General features: G+C 58.7%; 12 protein-coding genes. 4 read left to right on the forward strand and 8 right to left on the reverse strand.

Features of this window, described 5'->3' with window-relative positions; all coding sequences use genetic code 11:
* Positions 1–2: 2 nt before the first annotated feature.
* The 4 genes from ACOYXH_RS10720 to ACOYXH_RS10735 all read right to left on the reverse strand — a co-directional run bounded on the left by ACOYXH_RS10720 (position 3) and on the right by ACOYXH_RS10735 (position 5,205).
* Positions 3–2,399 carry an acyl-CoA reductase gene (locus ACOYXH_RS10720; RefSeq protein WP_460410668.1) on the reverse strand — a complete coding sequence of 799 codons (2,397 nt, stop codon included), beginning with the start codon at positions 2,397–2,399 and terminating at the stop codon, positions 3–5.
* 1 nt (position 2,400) lies between these two features.
* Positions 2,401–3,531 carry a LuxE/PaaK family acyltransferase gene (locus ACOYXH_RS10725; RefSeq protein ID WP_095050745.1) on the reverse strand — a complete coding sequence of 377 codons (1,131 nt, stop codon included), beginning with the start codon at positions 3,529–3,531 and terminating at the stop codon, positions 2,401–2,403.
* 11 nt (positions 3,532–3,542) lie between these two features.
* On the reverse strand, positions 3,543–4,790 hold the full coding sequence (locus tag ACOYXH_RS10730; RefSeq protein WP_095050746.1) for an MdfA family multidrug efflux MFS transporter: 1,248 nt from the start codon (positions 4,788–4,790) through the stop codon (positions 3,543–3,545).
* Positions 4,791–5,064: 274 nt separating this feature from the next.
* Positions 5,065–5,205, reverse strand: a complete 141-nt coding sequence (locus tag ACOYXH_RS10735) for a hypothetical protein (protein ID WP_176471331.1) — start codon at positions 5,203–5,205, stop codon at positions 5,065–5,067.
* A 158-nt stretch (positions 5,206–5,363) separates the two neighbouring features.
* Between ACOYXH_RS10735 and ACOYXH_RS10740 the strand changes: the two genes are divergently transcribed.
* Positions 5,364–5,552 carry a hypothetical protein gene (locus ACOYXH_RS10740; RefSeq protein WP_038363103.1) on the forward strand — a complete coding sequence of 63 codons (189 nt, stop codon included), beginning with the start codon at positions 5,364–5,366 and terminating at the stop codon, positions 5,550–5,552.
* A gap of 18 nt (positions 5,553–5,570) precedes the next feature.
* Here the strand turns inward: ACOYXH_RS10740 and ACOYXH_RS10745 are convergent, their stop codons facing one another.
* Entirely contained in the window at positions 5,571–5,948 is a 378-nt protein-coding gene (locus tag ACOYXH_RS10745; RefSeq protein ID WP_093432884.1) for a fe2+ zn2+ uptake regulation protein, read from the reverse strand.
* Between the two features lie 1,403 nt (positions 5,949–7,351).
* On the opposite strand from ACOYXH_RS10745, the gene pvdQ reads away from it, so the two are divergent.
* The gene (gene pvdQ, locus ACOYXH_RS10750) at positions 7,352–9,697 is read left to right on the forward strand and encodes a bifunctional acylase PvdQ (RefSeq protein WP_460410669.1); all 2,346 of its coding nucleotides are present in this window, start codon (positions 7,352–7,354) and stop codon (positions 9,695–9,697) included.
* Positions 9,698–9,753: 56 nt separating this feature from the next.
* Here pvdQ and ACOYXH_RS10755 read toward each other — a convergent pair whose 3' ends face one another.
* Entirely contained in the window at positions 9,754–10,755 is a 1,002-nt protein-coding gene (locus ACOYXH_RS10755) for a FecR family protein (protein ID WP_460410670.1), read from the reverse strand.
* Positions 10,756–10,907: 152 nt separating this feature from the next.
* Here ACOYXH_RS10755 and ACOYXH_RS10760 point away from each other — a divergent pair, with 152 nt between their 5' ends.
* The gene (locus ACOYXH_RS10760) at positions 10,908–11,177 is read left to right on the forward strand and encodes a PepSY domain-containing protein (protein ID WP_093432877.1); all 270 of its coding nucleotides are present in this window, start codon (positions 10,908–10,910) and stop codon (positions 11,175–11,177) included.
* A 74-nt stretch (positions 11,178–11,251) separates the two neighbouring features.
* On the opposite strand, the gene ACOYXH_RS10765 is transcribed toward ACOYXH_RS10760, so the two are convergent.
* A complete protein-coding gene (locus ACOYXH_RS10765) occupies positions 11,252–16,117 on the reverse strand; it encodes a dermonecrotic toxin domain-containing protein (protein ID WP_460410671.1) in 4,866 nt (1,621 codons plus the stop codon).
* Positions 16,118–16,345: 228 nt separating this feature from the next.
* Between ACOYXH_RS10765 and ACOYXH_RS10770 the strand changes: the two genes are divergently transcribed.
* A complete protein-coding gene (locus ACOYXH_RS10770) occupies positions 16,346–17,386 on the forward strand; it encodes an Ldh family oxidoreductase (protein WP_460410672.1) in 1,041 nt (346 codons plus the stop codon).
* Between the two features lie 198 nt (positions 17,387–17,584).
* On the opposite strand, the gene ACOYXH_RS10775 is transcribed toward ACOYXH_RS10770, so the two are convergent.
* Positions 17,585–17,902, reverse strand: coding sequence for an ElaB/YgaM/YqjD family protein (locus ACOYXH_RS10775; protein WP_007917413.1), 318 nt, complete (start codon positions 17,900–17,902; stop codon positions 17,585–17,587).
* Between the last annotated feature and the right edge of the window lie 129 nt (positions 17,903–18,031).

Raw genomic sequence — 18,031 nt, forward strand, 5'->3', positions numbered from 1 at the left:
TGTTAACGGCGCGAATCGATTACTGGCGGTATCTTTCCGCTGTGTTTGTTTCTGTCGAAATGTTGCGGCTCACAGGTTTGCGCCTGCACGGTGAGAAGCCCGGTGCGCACGAGTGTCGCCAGCGTCGCGTAGCCCTCGAGTCGGCAGAGAATGTCTGCGGGTTCGCCAGGGCTGTGAATCAGCAGGCGCTCGAGGCCATCGGGGGCGTGATCGAGGTGTAACTGAAACGGCGCCTGCAAGTGCCGGGCGAGTTCGTTCAGACAGATGAAATCGCTGCCGATGCGCAGCAGCCGGCCGTGTCGTTGCAGCAATTCGAAACGCGGCGAACTCAGCCCGCACGGGCAGTCGCCGGGCAGCCAGCGGCCGGTGTCGCCGACTTCATAGCGCTGCACCTGTTGGCCTTCACGTGCTTTGGAGGTGAACAGCAAACGGCCGACTTCATCGCCAATGACCGGCTTGTCCTGCTCCAGTGCGACGATTTCCAGCTGCTGGATAGCGTCCATCAGATGAAACACGCCGTCGCCGGTGGCGGCGCACGCATGCCCGAATGGCCCCGCATCGACACTGCCGTACACCGCCGAACGGATGCTGGCGACGCCGCAGCGATGCAGTAATTCGCGGCACTGATCGCTGATGTGCTCTCCGCCGAGGAAAACCTTTTCAATCACCCCATAACGACTCAGACGCGGCCCCTCGTTGAGGAACAATCGATGCAGGGTGCTGGGCATGCCGATCAGCACGGTCACGCGCTGCTCGATGATCACTTGCGCAATATCGCGGTAATCATCGTCGGCCGGCGCGCCCATGGGCAGGTGCGTCGCACCCAGCAATTCCAGGACTTTGGCAAAACTGAAGAAGCCGCCGTACAAGCCGCCACTGAAGAACAGGTTCATCACCTTGTCGCGGCGCGGATCAAGGCCCGCCGCGAACAACCCATCGGCCGTCGCGCGCATTTGCCGTTGAAAATCGCGGTAACTGAAGCCCGACAGCGCCGGTGTGCCGCTGCTGCCGCCGGAGCGGAAAAACAGCTGCGCCGCCGCTGTCGTCGGTTGCCCGATAAACGCTGCTTTGTCGGTGATCGGCAGACCTGTCAGTGTCAGTGCGCAAGGTGGCTCGTCGAGGTTCATGTGGGTGGGCAACTGCGTTGGCGCGAGGCTGACCGACACGCGGCGGCTCAGGCGTTGCAGTGCGTAAACGCCGTCGTGGGGCTCGCCGTCGTAGCCGTCATGGATCGCATTGATCGGCGTAATTCGGCTGACGCCCGCTGCAATCAATGTGCGTGCGAGTTCATTGATCTGCGCCTCACCGCAGACCAGCGCGCAACTCTGTAACACGTTGCGCCAAGGCAGCAGTGTTTGCGTCAGTCGCGCCCGTGGCAGTGGTTTGAGCAGCAATGTGCGAAACAGCGGCGAAGGCGCAAGCAACCGATCATGGCTCCAGATCAGCCGCCAGCCCGTCGCGCTCCAGACCTGCCCGGTGCTGCCGGAAAAGCTTTGGCCCAGACGCGCCATCAGGGTATGGCTGGTGATCTCGCTGGCTTCCTGAACCGTCGGAGTCAGCGCCGGCCATTGCCCGACGCGACGCTCGAATGCCTCGGCCAGTGCGCTGCCGATGCCTTGCACAACGGCGGGATCGTCGCTGTCGACCAGCAACCATTGCGGGCTGGAGCAAGCTTGTTGGTCCAGTCGGCAGACTTCATCGACAATTGCGTCCAGTGCTGGCGGCGAGGCCGCGTCTGGCGTCAGGTAGGCGAAACTGATGCGGTGCCCCCAGTCGATCCAGCGGCATCCGGGTGGCAACTGTTGGCGGATGGCTTGCAGCGCGGTTTCGCCTCCCCACGCCGATACGCCATTGGCCATTTTGCACAAGCGGCCGATCTGCTCCGTGGCTACGGGTAACACCGCGACGTAATGGCATAGTTGACCGCTGGGGTCGCATTGCACCAATGCGTGCAGCAGGCGCGCGGTCAGGCCTTGGTCGCTGCGGCTGGGGCGTAGCCAGTTGAGGTTACCGGCCAACAGGCTTTCGAGCATGGCGCAGCAGGCCAGCAGCGGCGCGTTGGCCGGGGTGATGTGAACCACCAGGCCCAAGGGGCTCCAGCGCTCAAAGCGCGATTGCTGATAATCAACACGCCGCAGTGAATCGGCCTGATCACCCAGTTCGCGTTCAAGTTTGGTTTGCAGGGCGTGAGGCTGACAGAAATCAATCAGCGCCAGGCGTTGTTCGTCATCCAGCGGCAGTTCGGCGCTGTGCAGATGCCGCGCAAAGTTGCCCGCGGCGGTCAGAACGACGGCGCTATCCAGCGGTGTGCTGAGGTGGTGCGGCAAGGTCTGATGCAGTTGCGCCAGTGCGTTGTCGAGGTCAATTTCAGCGAAAAGCTCTCCGTTGAGCAGGTACATGTCAGTGCCTCCCCAATAATTCGGAGGCGGCCATCGCGCAACTCCTGCCGGCGGTGGTGCCCGCACGGCCATGCAGTTCGAACCAGTCGCTGGCGAGGCCACAGCCGCAACTTGAGCCCGGGTGCAGCGTCGCCAGATCGCTCATCACCACCGCATGCGCCGGGCTGGACGAAATGTAGGGCGAGACGAATCCCAGCAAGCCTTGCTGGCCGTAGGGCTGGATGGAAAAATCCTGCGCATTGCGCACGTACGCCTTGGCGTAAACCGGCACATGAAAATGATGCCGGTCACATTCGATGTACGGCACGGCGTGCTCGACTGCACCGTAACCGTCGCGGCACCGCGAGGTTTCGATGCCCAGTTGCCGGGCGATGCGTCCATACAATTGCTGTTTGGGGATTTCCTCGCTGGCTCGGGTTTTCCAGCCACCGCCAAAAAATGCCAGCGAACCTGCCGGCAGTTTCAGCTCAGGCACGCCGGTGGCCTGCATGTGTTGCAGGGTCTGCCAAAGGAACGCCGGGAAACCGAAAATGCGCACGGGCAGGCCTTCTGCGGCGAACGATTGCAGGGCCGTGATGACGCCGAACACATCGAATTGATGGCCGTCGCCGTTACTGCGTAACGCGTAGGCGACGCGGTTGACGGGAGCAAAGCGGCACAGGAACTGATCGGTATACGACGTTCCCAAGGTGATCGCACCTTGCGGTTCGTAGCTCAGCAGCAGGTAATTGCAAGGCGTATCTGGTGAGTACCAGCCGTAATGACTGAAGATCCGCTCGACCATGAACTGAGCGCCCGCGAGGCTGCGCGGGTCATAGCGCATACGGCTTTTCTGGCCGCTGGTGCCGGACGATGTCAGTTCCAGGGCGCGCTCTCCGGTCGGACTGAGCAGCAATTGCTGTTTGAAGAAGTTCGCCAGAATCGGCGGCAGACGGGCCCAGTCATCAAGACTGTCCAGGTCCTGTTCGTCGAGGCCGTTGGCGTTCAGCCAATGGGCGTAGCCGGGGGTGTGCCGGCAATGAAACCGACTGATCTCGGTCATGGCCTGATCGAACAGGCCCACCGGCACGGAATCCGGGCAATAGGGGTGTGGCAACGCGCAAAGCGCATCGCTGGCGGGGAAGTGATGCATTCAATATTCCTTTACTGAGCAGAGGCGGAGTCGGGAGGGGTGCGTTGCAACAAACCCTGCAACAGAGGGAGACACATCAAGCCGCTGAAAGCGGCGCAAAGCGCGAAAAGCTCGAGCCTTGCGCCACCGCCGATGGCAGCAATCAGCAAGCCGCCGAGGCCCATCACGGCAATCGAAATCATCCCGACCAGTGCCGATACCAGACCTTTGCTGTCATCACTGGCAAACAGCGCCAACCGATACAGCGCGGCATTGCTCATACCCAATCCGACTGCGTACAACGCCAGACTGGCGACCACCGGACCGAGTCCGGCGCCAGCCAGTGCGCAGACGATCAGGGCCAGAAGCCCCAGGCAAAAAGGCCAGAGCGCCAAGCGGATCAGTTGCGGCAAGGCGTGAGTGATCAGCAACCGGTCAAGGATCAGATTGCCGACAATCACCGCAGAGAAAATCGGGATTTGCCAGACGCCATATTCAAGCGGCGTCAGCCCGAGCAACTCGATCAGCAGCAATGGCGCCAGGCCGATCCAGGCGATCAGCGGCAGGCTCATCAGCCCCAGCGCCAAACTGGCGGCGAGGAATCGGCGATTGCCGAACAGGGCGCGATAACGCTTGCAAGTCTGGCGCAAGGAGAAACGCACGGCCGGTTGCTTGTGTCCGTCTCGACGGGCGACGCCGACGGTTTCCGGCATCCAGGCAAAAAGCCCCAGCCAGACCATCGACGCGGCCAGACCCAGCCCCAGAAACAATTCGCGCCAAGACAACCATTGCAGCAGCAGAATGCCCAGTAGCGGCCCCATCAAGGGTGAAAGCAGGGCGATATTGCCGAGCAGAGCCATCAAACGCACCGCATCCGCTTCACAGAACACTTCCTGAAGGGCCGGATAACTGACCGCCACAACGAAACCCAGGCCCATGCCCTGCAGCAGTCGCAGTAGATTGAAGGCTTCAATGCTTTCGGTGCTGTAGGCCCCCGCGCAGGCGACCGCAAATAACGCGCAGCCGATCAACAATACCCGCCTTCGCCCCCATTGATCGGACAGCGGCCCAATCAGCCATTGCAGGCAGACACCGCCAAGCAGATAAAGATTGAAAGCGTTCGGTACATGCCGCACATCGGCATCAAGTTCGGTGGTAACGCTTAACATCGCAGGCATGATCAAGTCGCTGGCCATATACGTCAGAAGTTCAAACGCGCTGATCACCAAACAAAATCCGAGCGCTTTTTGCGGCCGGATCTGTATAAGAGTTCTCTGCATAAACGTTCCTGTTAGTGAGTGAAAGGAAGTTGCCAGAGATTAGTTGCAGATGTGCGTCCAGCCTATTGTTTTGCTGCGACATTAGATTTCAAATGCTTGCAACTTATTTAGTGATTTGATTTAGCGCGGCGCACAAGTTAGAGCGATTTATAGAAGCATTTGGCAAAAACAGAAAAGCCCGCAACGGGGCGGGCTTTGTTTGAAGTTAATCGGACTTGTTGATTTCCTGCCACGGTCTGTTCATTGGCAAGCGGGCAGGGCGAACAATCCTGTTCTAGCGATGTTGGTAATAACCAGGGCCACCCTGGTAGTAACGGTGGTGATCGTCATGCCAGCCGCCGTGGGGGAAGATGATGCAGCCACTCAGGGTCAGCAGGGCAAGAATGGGAATCAGCCAGGTGATTCGACGCAGCATTTTGAAAATTCCTCATGGTTACGCCGTCATGAAGCCAAAACTCTTCATCGGCTGTAACATGAGACCCCGATTGCAGCGGCGCATCCCCGTAGAACGGTAAGTGCATGGCATGCAAACGGATACAAACCGGATACATTTCAAAGTTTCAGGAAGCCGCAATGACCCACAAGCAACGCTTGATTTATTCGATTCTGATCGCCGTGTCGGTCCTGGCCATCATGCTCGGCCTGTCCTGGCTGCAAAATGCCGGCATGATTTCGGAGAAGACGTTTCAGTTCGTCGCCATCGGTGTGGCGGTGATCGTGGTGGTGATCAACGGTGTGATGCGCCGTAAGGTCAAGCCTTGACGGCGATGGCTGCACGCTTCAATCGTGGTTGAGGACAGCTGCAGCCTGTGGATGCAGGCTGTAGCTCTTGTCGTCATTGAAGGTGATCACACCTTCGGCGCACAGGCGCTTGAGCACTTCGCGCACACTGAGGAAGGACAGCGGAATATCCAGGTCGAGCAATTGGCTGTGGACACCGCGAACGCCCAGGCGCCGTTCGCTTTGTGCGGCGACCAGCAAGGCGTCGATGACTTTCAGACGAATCAGGCTGGTGCGCAGCCCGAAACTTTTCAGCAGCAAGCGGATGCGTTCGTTGCCGTGACGCTCGACGCGTTGCCCGAAATCGCTCGCGTGAGGGCTCATGGAAACTCCTTTGGGTGCCTGGCTACCGTCCGTTGGTAGTTGCGAGTTGTACATGCGATTACTCCTTTTCAGAGTCTGATCGGGGTGGTTTTTTTGCGCTCTCTAGAACAAGACGTATCAGCACGACAAATCATGAAAGAAAAAATGTAGAAATTTTGTCGGGGATTTGTCTTTTCCTTGTGATTGGGGGTTGGCCTTGGCGGCCTTTGGGCCGACCAGGTTCTTTGGGTTTTGGGTGTATATCCGTTTTTTTTGGGGGTTGCGGCTGGCGGTTTCGCTCTTACAGCGACTCACTTTTCCAGACGCCGAAAAGTAAGCAAAAGGCTGGGCCCCGGCGTTCGGCCCACTCGCTGGGGCTCGGGGTTCCTTCGCTCCGGGATCGATCCGGGCGCAGCGCCTACGGTTTGCTTCGCTGCACCTCCTCTCGCTGTGTTTGGCTTCGCCAAACGGTCGCTGCGCTCCCACCCCCGGATCAATCCCTCCACTCAGCCTGCCGAAGGGGCCAGCACGGCAAGATCAAGAGCTGCAGCCGAGCTAACGCTCATCCTGTGGAGTGGTGAGGGGCGGGGTGTGGTTGGGTTTGGTCACCTCAGATCAGTTCCTTCTCCCTCCGGGAGAGGGCCAGGGTGAGGGGCTTTTGATCTGCTTCTGAATTTGAGTTCGGCTCGGTATTTCACGTCGGCGTAACTCTGGCAATCACCTCGGTCAGTTCCTTCTCCCTCCGCGAGAGGGCTAGGGTGAGGGGCTTTTGATCTGCGTCTGAATTTCAGTCCAGCTCGGTATTTCAAGTCGGCGTAACTCTGGCAATCACCTCGGTCAGTTCCCTCTCCCTCCGGGAGAGGGCTAGGGTGAGGGGCTTTTGATCTGCTTCTGAATTTGAGTTCGGCTCGGTATTTCAAGTCGGCGTAACTCTGGCAATCACCTCGGTCAGTTCCCTCTCCCTCCGGGAGAGGGCTAGAGTGAGGGGTTTTTGATCTGCGTCTGAATTTCAGTCCAGCTCGGTATTTCAAGTCGGCGTAACTCTGGCAATCACCTCGGACAGTTCCCTCTCCCTCCGGGAGAGGGCTAGGGTGAGGGGCTTTTGATCTGCGTCTGAATTTCAGTCCAGCTCGGTATTTCAAGTCGGCGTAACTCTGGCAATCACCTCGGTCAGTTCCCTCTCCCTCCGGGAGAGGGCTAGGGTGAGGGGCTTTTGATCTGCTTCTGAATTTGAGTTCGGCTCGGTATTTCAAGTCGGCGTAACTCTGGCAATCACCTCGGTCAGTTCCCTCTCCCTCCGGGAGAGGGCTAGGGTGAGGGGCTTTTGATTCTGCTTCGGGGATTACGTGGAGAGCCTAAATTTTTTCCTCTGACTTCGTTTCTTGGACAGGCTCATTGCGCGTGGACGCGTGGGTGTTTCCAGAGCGGATCCGTGCCAGCGCCGGGTTCGCTCTTTGGCATGTCGATCAGGAGCGAGCGTGATAATTTCCAGACAGTTAATGGGACTGACCTTGGCCGGCGTGGCTTTCGGGCTGAGTTGTTCGGCCTATGCGTTCAGCCCGGCCACGGATGTCAGCGCCGATATTCGCCGTACCGCTTTTGGTGTGCCGCATATTCGTGCGCAGGACGAGCGAGGGCTTGGTTTCGGCATCGGGTATGCCTATGCGCAGGACAACCTCTGTCTGCTGGCCAATGAGATCGTGACGGTCAATGGTCAGCGTTCACGCTACTTCGGCCCGGACCAGTTCACCGTCGAGCAGCGTGAAAACCGTGTCAGCGATGTGTTCTTTACCTGGCTCAACACACCGGAAGCGGTCAAGGCGTTCTGGCAGGCGCAACCTGCGCAGGTGCGTGATCTGGTCGAAGGCTATGCCGCGGGCTACAACCGCTATCTGGGCGAGCGTCGTCAGCAAGGCTTGCCGCCACAGTGTCAGGGCGAGTGGGTGCGTGAGATTGCACCGCAAGATCTGGTGAAGCTGACCCGCCGTCTGCTGGTCGAGGGTGGTGTCGGGCAGTTTGCCGAGGCGCTGGCTGGGGCTACGCCGCCGCAGGCGAGCGCGGTGATCGAACACGATGTGCAGGCCTATCAGTTGGCCGATGCGCGTCAGCAGCGCTTCGCTCTGGACCGTGGCAGTAACGCTGTCGCGGTGGGTAGCGAGCGCTCGTTCAACGGGCGCGGGATGTTGCTCGCCAACCCGCATTTCCCGTGGGTCGGTGGCATGCGCTTCTATCAAATGCATCTGACCATCCCCGGCAAGCTCGACGTCATGGGCGCTGCCTTGCCAGGCTTGCCGATGATCAATATCGGCTTCAATCAGCATCTGGCGTGGACGCACACGGTTGATTCGTCGAAACACTTCACTTTGTATCGTCTGCAACTCGATCCAAAGGATTCCACACGCTATATGCTCGATGGCCAATCCTTGCCGCTGAACAAGCAGACCGTGACCGTGCAGGTCAAACAGGCCGACGGCCAGGTGGTGCCGGTTTCGCGTGATGTCTACAGCTCGCAGTTTGGCCCGATCGTGCAGTGGCCGGGCAAGCTCGACTGGGACAATCAGTTCGCCTACAGCCTGCGCGATGCCAATATCGACAATGATCGCGTGCTGAACCAGTGGTACGCGATGAATCAGGCGTCCACGCTTCAGGAACTGCAGAATTCGGTACACAAGATTCAGGGCATTCCGTGGGTCAACACCCTGGCCGTGGATGACAAAGGCCAGACGCTGTACATGAACCTGTCGGTGGTGCCGAACGTCAACGCCGAGAAACTGACCAAGTGCAGTGATCCGCGTATCGGCACGCAGATGATCGTGCTGGATGGCTCCAACAGCGCGTGCGCATGGGACATTGATCCGCAAGCGGCGCAGCAGGGTATTTATGCTTCCAGCCAATTGCCGCAACTGCTGCGCAAGGACTTCGTTCAGCACTCCAACGACTCGGCGTGGCTGGCCAACCCGGCGCAACCGCTGACCGGTTTCTCGCCGCTGATCAGTCAGGACGGCCAACCATTGGGCTTGCGCTCCCGGTTTGCTCTGGATCGCTTAAGCACGCTGAGTAAAAAAGGCCCGCTGGCGGTGAAGGATCTGCAGCAGATGGTGATGGACGATCAGGTGTACCTGGCGACTCAGGTGGTGCCGGATCTGTTGAAGTTCTGTGCTTCTGACCTCGGTGTCGATGCGCCAGCGCTGAAGCCGGTTTGCACCAGCCTTAAAGCTTGGGATGGCCGTGCCAATCTTGATTCGGGTATGGGCCTGATGCATTTCCACAACATCATGCAGGCCTTGCAGGCTTCGCCGGATGTCTGGCGTGTCGCGTTCGATCCCAAAGATGCGCAACACACGCCGCGCGGTCTGGCGGTCGAGCAGCCAACCGTGGCCAAGGCACTGCGTGAGGCCATGTTGGCATCGGTCGAGTCGAGCACAAAAATGGGCCTCAAGCCGCAGACCCGCTGGGGGGATATCCAGGTTGTCAGCAGCGGCGGGCAACAGACGCCAATTCACGGTGGGCCGGGCACGCTAGGCATCTACAACGCTATCCAAAGCGTGCCGCGTGAAGACGGCAAACTCGAAGTGGTCAGTGGCACCAGCTACCTGCAAGTCGTGACCTTTGACGAAAAGGGCCCGCACGCCCAGGGGCTACTGGCGTTCTCGCTGTCGAGCGATCCGGCGTCGAAGTATTCGCGGGATCAGACCGAGGCGTTCTCGAAGAAACAGTGGAGTGTCCTGCCGTTCACCGAACAGCAGATTCAGGCTGACCCGCAGTATCAGGTGCAGACTGTGCGCCAGACACTGGACAAAGTGGGGAAGGTCGCCACTCAGTAAACCCGAGCGTCAATTACGTTGAGCCAGAGGGCCGCATCCTGCAAGGGGTGAGGCCTTCAGCTTTTTGGCGGTTGTTGCGGTATCGAGTTGATCACCGGGTTACCTTCCTTGTTACGGGTCAGGTAGACCGGCAGCACTTTGGGCAGGCTGTTGGCGAGATTGTTCAGCTCTTTGATGTTGTAGATGCCACCCACGCGAATCGTACCGGTGCTGTTATCCGCCAGCTCCAATGGATTGCTCAGATAACGGTTGATCAGAGGCAGTGCTTCGCTCAGTGCCAGGTTATCGAGTACCAATTTGCCGTTGCGCCAGGCCAGCGAGGTATCACCAGGGTAGGTCTGGCTGATCTGGGGCATGTAATCGCCCTGTTTGTAGCGCGCCTGCATTGACGGGCCGAGGCGCAAACCATCGCCTGGCAACGAGCGATTGCTGGCGACCAGCACCGAACCTTCGATCAGGTTCACACGCACTTGGTCCTGATACATCCAGACATTGAAACGCGTCCCGGTGACGCGAATCCTGCCTTCGCCTGCGCGGACGACAAACGGGTGGGCCATGTCGTGGCTGACCGTAAAGAACGCTTCACCTTTTTTCAGGGTGACGCGGCGTTCGTCCTTGTAATTGCTGAAGGTCAGATCAGTGTTCAGGTTCAGTTCGAGTTGGCTACCGTCACTCAGCGTGACCTGGCGGACAGTATCGGTAGCGGCGAAATGCTGATAGCTATTGGGCAGCCAGCCCAGATTCCAGCCGGTGTACGCCGCCAGCGGCAGGGCGAGCGCACAGACGCCGGCCGCTACAGCGAGTTGACGCCACGAGCGCGAAGTCTGACGGGCTGGCATAACCGGAACGGATTCAGGGCGCGGCAAATGTTCGGCCACCTCCCAGATTTCCAGCATGGCCTCGTACTCGAATGCATGCAGGGGATGAGCGTCGTGCCATTGCTTGAATGCACGACGTTCGGCGTCCGTGCAGTCATCGGCGTGCACCCGCATGCACCAATGCGCGGCGGCATCGGTGATCGCATCGTATTCGGCTTCCGAGAGAGTGTCTTGGGTCATTGACTCGTCCTGATTTCGCCCATTCTAACCTTGTCGGGAAGTGACCGAGAACAACCGTCATGGCATTTACCCATCAAAGTGGAACTTATTTTTCCCTCAGGCACCCAAAAAGCAGGACGACCAAGACCACTATCCACAAATGGAGAAAACAAATGATCAAGAAGACATTCGCAGCGTTGATTGCCACGGCCGGTTTGCTCAGTGCTGGCGCAGCATTGGCCGATCGGCCGGGCGCTGGCTGGGTCACCATCGAAAAAGCCATTGAGATCGTCAAGACCAAGGCCGGTTACGTCGAGGTTTACGAGATCGAAGCCGACAACGACGGCTACTGGAAAGGTGAAGGACGCAAGGCGGACGGCGTGGTTTACGAGTTCCGCATCGACGGCGCATCGGGCAATATTTTGCGCGATCAGAAGGATTGATCACGCGGTAAATACTCAGTGTGTTCTTAAAAAATGCGCCGGCCTTAGACCGGCGCATTTTTTTGTCCAGGTGGTCACGGTGACGCTTGCACTGAATCCGCCTGGCTTGAAGTCGGCGCCGGCAACGGTATCGGCGCCGTTGGCGGATCCAGTTGTCTGCCCATTTCGCTGATGAGTAAGGCGATCGAGTCAGCGTTGGCCATCAGCACTTCGATGCGTGCTTCATCAGCGAGCGGATTGCGAAAGGCTTTACGTGCCTCTGCAAGGTTTCTGGTTTTGGTCAGACTGAGGACTTTTTTGTAGACATCGGCCTGCTCCGGCAACTGATCCAGATCTACCCACAGCCCTTGCTCATTCCTGTTCGCGAATAACTGTTCGGGCGCAGCGGAGCGTGACAAGGATTTACGATAACGTTCCAGACCCGTTTTGAGCTGTTGCCCGTCCGCGGTGGTGGTATCGATAAGGTCGGGGTATGGACTCATCGCCTCTACGGAGACGAAATCTTCGCTATCGTTGATCAGGTGCGACAGTTCGTGCAGCAGCGTGATCGCGCGAGCATGGGAATCAACATTGAACCTGGGCGGCAAGAAAGCGGTGTAGACATCCAGTTTCGGATTGAAAAAATGCTCGGTGAAGTGCACGACTTTTCGCCGGTCTTCCTTGAAGACAAAGGCAACCGTGTCATCGTCGTAGCGCGCATTGAGGCCAGCGAAAAAACGCTCTGTGTAAAGCAAGTCATCCTTTGGGTCCGTCAGTTCGCGGCAAATCGGCAGGATCACCTTCTCGATTTTCTTCAGCAGCATCGGCGTGACCTGTCGCACGTCGAAAAAATCTTTGAGGACCGTTTCCACACGAGTGCCCCCGAGGTTGTCGCGATGTTCGACGAAGTTATACAGGCAATACAACGCGTAGTTTCTTGCCCGGGTAACCGCTTGCTGAATCACGAAGGCTCTGGCGGGAAATCGGCGGTTGATCTCTGCCATCCCTCGCGCCTGGATCAGCATCAGAATTGAACAGTGCTGCTCCACTCTGGTTTGCAGAGCCAGGGGCCTCCTCGATCGACAGCGATGCACGGCCTGACTGGCGTGGGCAAGCACCAGTCGTGAGTTTTTCTGCTCAAGCGCCGGCCCACGGCCCCCGTCTTTTTTGCGCAAGTACCAGGTTTTTTCGGCCTGGATCACCGGATAAACCTTGCCGGCAATCGTTGCATATTTGTGCGTGCTGGATGAATCCCCGTAAACCAGCTTATTGCTATCAAGTGTGAGGCTGTCGAGTGCGGTGGTCGTTTCATAAGACTGCAAGTTCGCGCGGGAGGTGGTAATCGGTGGGACTTTTGACCAGCGAGCGGCGGTTTTTTCCGTGGTGTTCGCGCCGGTTTCGGCAACATTTGATCCAGTGGCCTGCGCCCCGGAGGCAAATTCGGCCGTTTGCGCCTCTGCCTCTGTTTCCCAGGACAGCCGACCCAGACTAAACAGGGATAACGCCCCGGCGATAAAGCCTTTCAGAGCGTTGGCCCAATGATGATCCTGAAGGTTTTCGGCGGACTCCTTGAAGTCGTTGTAGCTTTTCCAGAGAAAAAACAACGAGGCGATTTTCCCCGACAAGAGATGGGGAACCAGGCGCACACCGTGACTGAACAGGGACTTCGCGGTTTCCCAATCGGCTTGTGCGTTGATCTGCGGCTGGCAAGCGAGCAGTTGCGGTAGAAGGCTGAGCGTGTCCTTGTGCAAATGCTCCAGCAGATTGCCGGTGATGGGCATGCTGTGAAGTTTGATTTCACTGGTCTTGCCAATCGTCGTGTTCAGCAGATCCTTGAAGACGGCTTGTTGCCCGGAAGGCAAGCGCCGGATGACCAGGTCCTGAAAATGCCCCGGTGTATTTAAGGCCTCGATCAATTGCGCCTCGTCCTCGAATTCACGAAATACGAACCGCGAGTAGGATGCGTAGAGCACGCGTGGCCCTGTATGTCCCGCCCCGGGGCCAATGACATAAAGTCCGAGGGCGTCGACGAAATCGCTACCGGTGGTCTTGATCAATGACAGCGGGCAAGCACTGGCGTGAGCGCCCTCTACGGTGGCGCGCGCTACGCCGTCGGGCATGTCCAGAACCTGGCAAACGTAGTCGAAACCGCTTTGCGACAACTGTTGTTGCAACTTCAAGGCGTGCGCGTGCTGCATCAACTGCCACGGCAACTGACGGAGGAAACGTGCTTTGCTGGTGCGTGCCGGCTCAGTGTCGGATGAGAGCGCCTCGGTGACTTTCCGGGTGTAGGCGGTGGTGATGTCGAGGGATTGCAGCAGTTGCTGAACCGCAGACTGATCGAGAGTTGCTGGCAAAGCGCTGGCGATGGTCGAGGCGACCTTGAACCCGGTGTCCTGCACGATGTTGTAGTGATGCAAGGCAAAATCGAGCAGGTTGCAGGGCGGGCCTGCCAGCGTGAGATTCGGGGTGATCTGGATCTGCTTTGGTTTGAGATCAGTGCCAGGGAATCGGGCGTCGAGCAGTGTTTTCAGCGTCTGCTCCACATGGCTGGCTAAAGCGGGGACGTCGTGGAGAAAATCCTTGCCATCGATAACGCTGCGCCGCACTTCATCCAGCAGTGCCAGTTGCGTGCGTTGTTCTGTGACCGGCGCTATGCGTAACCAGTCAGGGAAGTCCTGCTGGCGGACGAAAGCCCGGGCCAGGTCGATGGCCCGGCGCAAGTTGGTATCGATGGCGGTGTTTGTTATTTGAGTAAGGAAACTGGCGAGTACGTCCTTGTCCGTGATGCAAACGCGTAATGCCTCACAATGGGCCAGGAAGTGTTCAATGGCCGATTGCATGCGATCGTTCAACACGTTGCCTTCAATCAACTGGAACGGGTCCAGTGTGTATTGTTGATCCAGCTGATAGTGCGCCGTTGGCAGATTTTCCAGCAGTGTCTGAGACTGGTTGTTGTTGTCCAGGCGCTGTTGCAGTTGCTTCTGCGCGATGGCGATGTCGTCGAACGATTCCAGACCCATGGCCGGCGTCCACAGGATCGCACGCCCGGAATGCTCGACGTCCATGCCTCCGCGCTCGGTCAACAGTACGCAATGCGCAAGCGACAGTGCATCGGCTTTGCCTGCGCAGGTAACGCTGAGCGACCAGGCATCCGGCCGGAAGCCATTGAGTGACTGACGATCCCTGCGTGTGGCGTATTTTGCATCGAACACGGCATCGATAATCTTTCGCTCGGCCGTCTGCCAGGAACCGCTGAGGTTCCTTATGTGTGCCTCAGCGCGCACGCCATCCTCAAAGGCCTGTGCCAGTTTCCATCGAATACCTTCGAGAAACACGCGTTGTTCGGCGTTGCTGGTGGTCGGCTGATCCTTGAAGTGACTGCCGAGATTCTCCTCGGCGCGTTCAAGCTTTATCGCCAGTTGCCTGGCCTTGTCGGTCTGCACCCGTGACGAGAGCGGCGCACTTGAAAACAACGGTCGGGTACTCCAGCGCTCGTTGACGTCGAGCTTGAGCAGACGTTCATGAATCATCGAACGGATATCCAGCGCTTTGTCGAAAAGCGCATGGATGTCGGTTGTGCGTTCACTCTGGCGGAAGAGCTGCAAGACGAATTCAATGTTTTGCCGTTGTTTGGTGAGGATCGCTTCAAACAGCGTGCTGATGATGTCGCCGCCGATGTTTTCCCCGGATACTTGCGCGTGGGCAAATCCGAGATAGCGATTGCGCTCCTCCAGGTTCATCAGTCCGTACAGCTCGTCTTCATGGCCGGCGGCATTGAGTTTGGCGGTCAGCGTCTGTTTGAGATCGGCGTAGTTGGTGAGGACTTGCAAGCCTTGGGTAGGGGTGTAGAGATAAGCCTTGTCATGGTTGATCATCAGCGACCCGGCCAGTTCGATGTAGGCGGTGTCCTCGCGCAAACACACGGTTTCGAAGTTGGGCCGCCGGGACGCCACATTCGGTTCGCGGATCACGCTGTGCAAGGCGTCGAATTCAGTGGCAGACAGGATTTCCGCTTCGCGCTTGAGCATCAGATCTGCACGCATTTGATCCTTTAACGCCTGGCTGAAGTATGTGCGCCTGGGTGAGCCCTCGAATGCCGCGGCATTCCAGTAGGCCTCTAGCTGTCGAAACAGCAGCATGGTCAGTCGTCCCGATGCGGACTTGATCGCATCGCCCCAGGCGGTCTGGTCAGCCGCCTGGCTTGCGCGGGCCGGGTGGGAGAATTCCGCTGTCTGGCCGCGCGGCCAGCCCTGACGGCGAAAGTGCAGCAGCAGCGCTTCACTCAATGACAGCGAACTGACCCATTGCCTCATCTCCGCGGACATCGGGGCGCTGTCGAGGTAAAAACCGACGCGGGTGCGCGACTGCGGTAAATCGCCAAAATGCGGTTCGAGCAGTTCGCCGAGAATGTTCTCCAGCAAGGTGGCGAGCGACGGCAGACGTTTCAGCTCATCCAGCACATCGCGGGCGCAGGTGTCCTGAGACTGGCTGATCGCCGCTTTTTGATCGTCAAACACATCACCTTCGATGGTTTCGCGGGTGAGGGTAATGCCGCGTTTCTCTACCAGTTCCTTGCGCAGCAAAACACTGAGAAAGGCCAACAGATCATCGGTTTCTTCAGCGTTATCGAGGCGTGTTTGCAGCGCGTCCATCAGCGTCTGGTAATCGCTGTATTTTTTCAGACCGTCGTAAGGTGTGTACAAAAACACGCCATGGTCATCCGGCCCAGTGCCGAGAATAAAACTGCCGGGCAGGGGGATGGCGAGTTGCTTGTCGGCGTTTAGCAGAATGCGTTCGGCGAGCATGGGCGGGGTTTGTTCGCTGCGCAGGGCGTGGGTCGCCAGTTGCACATGTGCGAGCCAGCTGAAATCTTTGCTGTTGAGGCCGTGGGTCCGACCCAGGCTGGCATGCCGGCCCGGGGATTTGAGTATCTCGGGGAATAGCAGGAGGCTGGACATCATTGGAACTCTGAACGGGGCGCCGTGGGCGGGGAGTTCAAGAGTAGGTACGCAGGTCGCTGTGCAGGCGGTACATAGTTACCGCACACGTCGAGTTGAAATGTGCCATGAGCCAACGCCCGTCATCGCCAATCCAAGGGTTGACAGCCGACAGCTGTGGCATGGTTAATCGGCGGGCAAGTCGTCCGTACGCTGTTGTTCCCTCCAATAATCATTCTGGAGCTTCAGATGTCTGCGCCACACGATCATGTGTCCTCTGCTGTCTCGTCCTCGTTGTCTCTTGAAGCGCTGACGCAACTGCTTGAAACGATTTTTCTGCGCCACGGCACCTCCGCCGAAGTCGCCCGAGTGCTGGCCGCCAACTGCGCCGGCGCCGAGCGTGATGGTGCCCACAGCCATGGCGTGTTCCGCATGCCCGGGTATGTCTCGACCCTGAACAGCGGCTGGGTCAACGGCCAGGCGGTGCCGCAAGTCGAAGATGTCGCTGCCGGTTTTGTGCGTGTCGATGCTGGCAACGGTTTCGCCCAACCGGCACTGGCCGCCGCCCGGTCGTTGCTGGTGGAGAAGGCGCGTAGTGCCGGGATTGCCGTGTTGGCGATTCGCAACTCGCATCATTTCGCCGCGTTGTGGCCGGACGTCGAGCCATTTGCCGACGAAGGGCTGGTGGCGCTGAGCGTGGTCAACAGCATGACCTGCGTGGTGCCGCACGGCGCCGACCGGCCGCTGTTCGGCACCAATCCGATTGCGTTCGCCGCGCCACGGGCCGGCGCCGCGCCGATTGTCTTCGACCTGGCCACCAGCGCAATCGCCCATGGCGACGTGCAGATCGCTGCGCGCAAAGGCGAGCGGTTGCCCGTCGGAATGGGCGTGGATAGCCTCGGTCAGCCGACTCAGGATCCCAAGGCGATTCTCGAGGGCGGGGCGTTGCTGCCGTTTGGTGGGCATAAAGGTTCGGCGCTATCGATGATGGTTGAGCTGCTGGCGGCCGCATTAACGGGAGGGAATTTTTCTTTCGAGTTCGATTGGGCCAATCATCCCGGGGCGAAGACGCCGTGGACCGGGCAATTGTTGATCGTCATCGACCCGAGCAAAGCCGCCGGGCAGAGTTTTGCCGAGCGCAGTGGTGAGCTGGTGCGGCAGATGCACAGTGTCGGCCTCAAGCGGTTGCCGGGCGATCGCAGGCATTGGCAGCGCAGCAAGTCGCTGGCTGAGGGCATTGTGCTGGATGCGCAGACGCTGGCGCAGTTGCGTGAACTGGCGGGGGCGTGATCAAAGATCAAAAGCCCCTCACCCTAGCCCTCTCCCCGAGGGAGAGGGGACTGGCCGCGGTGAATGGGGGATGTGCGCCGACGTGAAAGATCGAGTTGAGCTCAGGTTCTGAAAGCCCGGAACTGGTTCAAAGCCGGCAAAAATACGCAGGCATAAAAAAGGCGAACCCAGCGGGTTCGCCTTTTTTGTGTGCCTGACTCAGCGACGGCCGAGCAGCAAGCCAACCACCAGACCGAAACCGGCGGAGATCGCCACGGTCTGCCACGGATGACCGCCGATGTAGCTTTCGGTGGCATCGACCGCCGGTTTGGTGCGATCACGTACGCTCGACACCGAATCCAGCGCCTGTTGCAGTTTCAGGGCGATTTGTCCGCGCAGCGTTTCCGCTTCCTCGCCGACCAGTGAGGCGCTGCTCTTGAGGAGTTTGTCGGACTCTTGGATCAGAGCCTGAAGTTCGCTGAAGGCCTGATCCTTGATTTGATCTTCGGCGGCTTGCACGGCGGATTTGCGGGCCATTGGGTGACTCCTTGCAGTTGAATGGACAGTGATCAATGGAGTGTGGCGCTTGCTGAAAAGTTGCACTGAATTTAGGTCAGAAATAAAAACCTGCGCGGGAGATTTCCGTCGAGCGTGTAAGATGTCGCC

This window comes from Pseudomonas sp. Mb7 (assembly GCF_054790525.1).